Origin of the sequence: Microbacterium dauci, from assembly GCF_030065535.1 — a bacterium.
Classification (GTDB): domain Bacteria; phylum Actinomycetota; class Actinomycetes; order Actinomycetales; family Microbacteriaceae; genus Microbacterium; species Microbacterium dauci.
The window spans coordinates 1-5,526 of the sequence record NZ_JASJND010000011.1 but is presented as its reverse complement, the minus strand read 5'-3'; the positions used below and the strand labels follow the sequence as shown (position 1 = coordinate 5,526).

3 rRNA genes are annotated in these 5,526 nt (G+C 54.9%); all 3 read left to right on the top strand.

The features are described from left to right. Positions 1-226: 226 nt before the first annotated feature. The 3 genes from QNI14_RS14100 to rrf all read left to right on the top strand — a co-directional run bounded on the left by QNI14_RS14100 (position 227) and on the right by rrf (position 5,477). A 16S ribosomal RNA gene (locus QNI14_RS14100) occupies positions 227-1,749 on the top strand. Between the two features lie 392 nt (positions 1,750-2,141). Continuing rightward, positions 2,142-5,249 (top strand): 23S ribosomal RNA (locus QNI14_RS14095). Between the two features lie 111 nt (positions 5,250-5,360). Continuing rightward, positions 5,361-5,477 (top strand): 5S ribosomal RNA (rrf, locus tag QNI14_RS14090). The 16S, 23S and 5S rRNA genes sit together here, the layout of an rRNA operon. The last annotated feature ends 49 nt before the right edge of the window (positions 5,478-5,526 follow it).

The following is a 5,526-nucleotide window of genomic DNA, read 5'->3' as shown; positions in this document are numbered from 1 at the left end:
GAAGTTGCCTCACTACGAAGCCCGGAAGGGTGGTGTGGGAGCATCCGATCCTTGAGAACTCAACAGCGTGCACTTGTCAAATGCCAAATAACCTCGACTCCAGTTTTTTGCTGGGGTGAGATTCCTTTGGATCAATTTATATGGATGTCAGTTTGATATTCATCTCTTTTGGTCAGTTTCAAACTCGCTGCGTTTCGGTTTTTCCCCGGGGCGTATGCAATTTTTCTTTACGGAGAGTTTGATCCTGGCTCAGGATGAACGCTGGCGGCGTGCTTAACACATGCAAGTCGAACGGTGAAGCAGAGCTTGCTCTGTGGATCAGTGGCGAACGGGTGAGTAACACGTGAGCAACCTGCCCTGGACTCTGGGATAAGCGCTGGAAACGGCGTCTAATACCGGATATGAGCTGCGATCGCATGGTCAGCAGTTGGAAAGATTTTTCGGTCTGGGATGGGCTCACGGCCTATCAGCTTGTTGGTGAGGTAATGGCTCACCAAGGCGTCGACGGGTAGCCGGCCTGAGAGGGTGACCGGCCACACTGGGACTGAGACACGGCCCAGACTCCTACGGGAGGCAGCAGTGGGGAATATTGCACAATGGGCGGAAGCCTGATGCAGCAACGCCGCGTGAGGGATGACGGCCTTCGGGTTGTAAACCTCTTTTAGCAGGGAAGAAGCGAGAGTGACGGTACCTGCAGAAAAAGCGCCGGCTAACTACGTGCCAGCAGCCGCGGTAATACGTAGGGCGCAAGCGTTATCCGGAATTATTGGGCGTAAAGAGCTCGTAGGCGGTTTGTCGCGTCTGCTGTGAAATCCCGAGGCTCAACCTCGGGTCTGCAGTGGGTACGGGCAGACTAGAGTGCGGTAGGGGAGATTGGAATTCCTGGTGTAGCGGTGGAATGCGCAGATATCAGGAGGAACACCGATGGCGAAGGCAGATCTCTGGGCCGTTACTGACGCTGAGGAGCGAAAGGGTGGGGAGCAAACAGGCTTAGATACCCTGGTAGTCCACCCCGTAAACGTTGGGAACTAGTTGTGGGGTCCATTCCACGGATTCCGTGACGCAGCTAACGCATTAAGTTCCCCGCCTGGGGAGTACGGCCGCAAGGCTAAAACTCAAAGGAATTGACGGGGACCCGCACAAGCGGCGGAGCATGCGGATTAATTCGATGCAACGCGAAGAACCTTACCAAGGCTTGACATACACGAGAACGGGCCAGAAATGGTCAACTCTTTGGACACTCGTGAACAGGTGGTGCATGGTTGTCGTCAGCTCGTGTCGTGAGATGTTGGGTTAAGTCCCGCAACGAGCGCAACCCTCGTTCTATGTTGCCAGCACGTAATGGTGGGAACTCATGGGATACTGCCGGGGTCAACTCGGAGGAAGGTGGGGATGACGTCAAATCATCATGCCCCTTATGTCTTGGGCTTCACGCATGCTACAATGGCCGGTACAAAGGGCTGCAATACCGTGAGGTGGAGCGAATCCCAAAAAGCCGGTCCCAGTTCGGATTGAGGTCTGCAACTCGACCTCATGAAGTCGGAGTCGCTAGTAATCGCAGATCAGCAACGCTGCGGTGAATACGTTCCCGGGTCTTGTACACACCGCCCGTCAAGTCATGAAAGTCGGTAACACCTGAAGCCGGTGGCCCAACCCTTGTGGAGGGAGCTGTCGAAGGTGGGATCGGTAATTAGGACTAAGTCGTAACAAGGTAGCCGTACCGGAAGGTGCGGCTGGATCACCTCCTTTCTAAGGAGCATCTGGAGGCTTCGGCCTTCCAGGCCCCCGATCAGAGCGAATGTCTCTGCGGGGAGCTCATGGGTGGAACATTCGACAAGGCATCAGAACCTGATGGTTCTTCTCAGTACGTCACTTCGGTGGTTGGAACGGGAGGTCCGGTGGGGGCTGGTGCATGCACGCTGTTGGGTCCTGAGGGACCGGATGGGTACTGACCTTCGGGTGGGTGCCGGCCGAACCTCAGGGCCTTCTTTGGCTGCCGGTTGGTAAGCGGGGAGGGTACCGCCCGTACTTTGAGAACTACACAGTGGACGCGAGCATCTTTGGCTTGACGTAAGTCAGGTCATGAAGATGATCTTAAAGATCATTAGTCAATTTCAAATTGACGATTCGAACTCATGTGATTTCAAGTCTTTAAGAGCAAACGGTGGATGCCTTGGCATCTGGAGCCGAAGAAGGACGTAGCAATCTGCGATAAGCCTCGGGGAACTGATAAGCAAGTTTTGATCCGAGGGTGTCCGAATGGGGAAACCCCGCTGGGCGGCGTGCCGACCCAGTGACTCCCGCCTGAATATATAGGGCGGGTAGAGGGAACGTGGGGAAGTGAAACATCTCAGTACCCACAGGAAGAGAAAGCAACCGCGATTCCGTGAGTAGTGGCGAGCGAAACCGGAACAGGCTAAACCGAGCGTGTGTGATAGCCGGCAGGCGTTGCACGTTCGGGGTTGTGGGACTTTTCAGACATTTCTGCCGATGTGTCGGCGTTACAAGAAGGTATAGACGAACCGCATTGAAAGGCGGGTCATAGAGGGTGCCAACCCCGTAGTCGAAATGCTTCTCTTGGCGCGAAGAGTATCCCAAGTAGCACGGGGCCCGAGAAATCCCGTGTGAATCTGTCAGGACCACCTGATAAGCCTAAATACTCCCAGATGACCGATAGCGGACAAGTACCGTGAGGGAAAGGTGAAAAGTACCCCGGGAGGGGAGTGAAATAGTACCTGAAACCGTTTGCTTACAAACCGTTGGAGCCTCCTTAGCAGGGGTGACAGCGTGCCTTTTGAAGAATGAGCCTGCGAGTTAGCGATATGTGGCGAGGTTAACCCGTGTGGGGTAGCCGTAGCGAAAGCGAGTCTGAATAGGGCGATTCAGTCGCATGTCCTAGACCCGAAGCGAAGTGATCTATCCATGGCCAGGTTGAAGCGACGGTAAGACGTCGTGGAGGACCGAACCCACTTAGGTTGAAAACTGAGGGGATGAGCTGTGGATAGGGGTGAAAGGCCAATCAAACTTCGTGATAGCTGGTTCTCTCCGAAATGCATTTAGGTGCAGCGTTGCGTGTTTCTTGCCGGAGGTAGAGCTACTGGATGGCCGATGGGCCCTACAAGGTTACTGACGTCAGCCAAACTCCGAATGCCGGTAAGTGAGAGCGCAGCAGTGAGACTGTGGGGGATAAGCTTCATAGTCGAGAGGGAAACAACCCAGACCACCAACTAAGGTCCCAAAGCGCGTGCTAAGTGGGAAAGGATGTGGAGTTGCTCTGACAACCAGGAGGTTGGCTTAGAAGCAGCCACCCTTGAAAGAGTGCGTAATAGCTCACTGGTCAAGTGATTCCGCGCCGACAATGTAACGGGGCTCAAGCACGCCACCGAAGTTGTGGCATTGACATTATTGGTAGGCCTTCGTGGTCCAGCCGTGTTGATGGGTAGGAGAGCGTCGTGTGGCCAGCGAAGCGGCGGTGGAAACCAGCCGTGGAGGCTACACGAGTGAGAATGCAGGCATGAGTAGCGAAAGACGTGTGAGAAACACGTCCTCCGAAAGACCAAGGGTTCCAGGGTCAAGCTAATCTTCCCTGGGTAAGTCGGGACCTAAGGCGAGGCCGACAGGCGTAGTCGATGGACAACGGGTTGATATTCCCGTACCGGCGAAGAACCGCCCAAGCTAATCCAGTGGTGCTAAGAGTCCTAACCCGGACGAGTGGATCCCTTCGGGGTGAGACCGTCCGGTCTAACGCTCGACCCCATGCTGGTGCGGCTAGCGTATTAACAGGTGTGACGCAGGAAGGTAGCCCAACCCGGGCGATGGTAGTCCCGGGGCAAGTGCGTAGGCCGAGTCATAGGCAAATCCGTGACTCATACAGGCTGAGACACGATGCGGATAAAAAGTGGGTGATCCTATGCTGCCGAGAAAAGCATCGACGCGAGGTTCTAGCTGCCCGTACCCCAAACCGACTCAGGTGGTCAGGTAGAGAATACTAAGGAGATCGAGAGAATCGTGGTTAAGGAACTCGGCAAAATGCCCCCGTAACTTCGGGAGAAGGGGGGCCATCCACTTATTAGGACTTGCTCCGAAAGGGTGTGGTGGCCGCAGAGACTAGTGGGTAGCGACTGTTTACTAAAAACACAGGTCCGTGCCAAGTCGCAAGACGATGTATACGGACTGACGCCTGCCCGGTGCTGGAAGGTTAAGAGGACCGGTTAGCCGCAAGGCGAAGCTGAGAATTTAAGCCCCAGTAAACGGCGGTGGTAACTATAACCATCCTAAGGTAGCGAAATTCCTTGTCGGGTAAGTTCCGACCTGCACGAATGGCGTAACGACTTCCCAACTGTCTCAACCGCGAACTCGGCGAAATTGCACTACGAGTAAAGATGCTCGTTACGCGCAGCAGGACGGAAAGACCCCGTGACCTTTACTACAGCTTGGTATTGGTGTTCGGTGTGGCTTGTGTAGGATAGGTGGGAGACGTTGAAGCAGGGACGCCAGTTCTTGTGGAGTCATTGTTGAAATACCACTCTGGTCACTCTGGATATCTAACTTCGAACCGTAATCCGGTTCAGGGACAGTGCCTGGTGGGTAGTTTAACTGGGGCGGTTGCCTCCCAAAAAGTAACGGAGGCGCCCAAAGGTTCCCTCAACCTGGTTGGCAATCAGGTGGCGAGTGTAAGTGCACAAGGGAGCTTGACTGTGAGACTGACAGGTCGAGCAGGGACGAAAGTCGGGACTAGTGATCCGGCAGTGGCTTGTGGAAGCGCTGTCGCTCAACGGATAAAAGGTACCTCGGGGATAACAGGCTGATCTTGCCCAAGAGTCCATATCGACGGCATGGTTTGGCACCTCGATGTCGGCTCGTCGCATCCTGGGGCTGGAGTAGGTCCCAAGGGTTGGGCTGTTCGCCCATTAAAGCGGTACGCGAGCTGGGTTTAGAACGTCGTGAGACAGTTCGGTCCCTATCCGCTGCGCGCGTAGGAAATTTGAGAGGATCTGACCCTAGTACGAGAGGACCGGGTTGGACGAACCTCTGGTGTGCCAGTTGTTCCGCCAGGAGCACCGCTGGTTAGCTACGTTCGGGATGGATAACCGCTGAAAGCATCTAAGCGGGAAGCCGGCCTCAAGATGAGATTTCCATACCCTCCGGGGTGAGAGGCTCCCAGCCAGACTACTGGGTTGATAGGCCAGATGTGGAAGCGTGGTAACACGTGCAGCTGACTGGTACTAATAAGCCGATGACTTGATAACACACCGTTCTTTGGTGCTTGCGTCCACTGAGTGGTTCTCGATGTACGGTCGAGAACCACACAACACATGAACATTCATGCTGTTGTGTCGACTTTGAAACATCAATAGTGTTTCGGCGGCCATAGCGTGAGGGAAACGCCCGGTCACATTCCGAACCCGGAAGCTAAGCCTCACAGCGCCGATGGTACTGCAGGGGGGACCCTGTGGGAGAGTAGGACACCGCCGGACTTCTTTCAGGAAATGGCCACCCAACGCAGGGTGGCCATTTCCAGTTAAC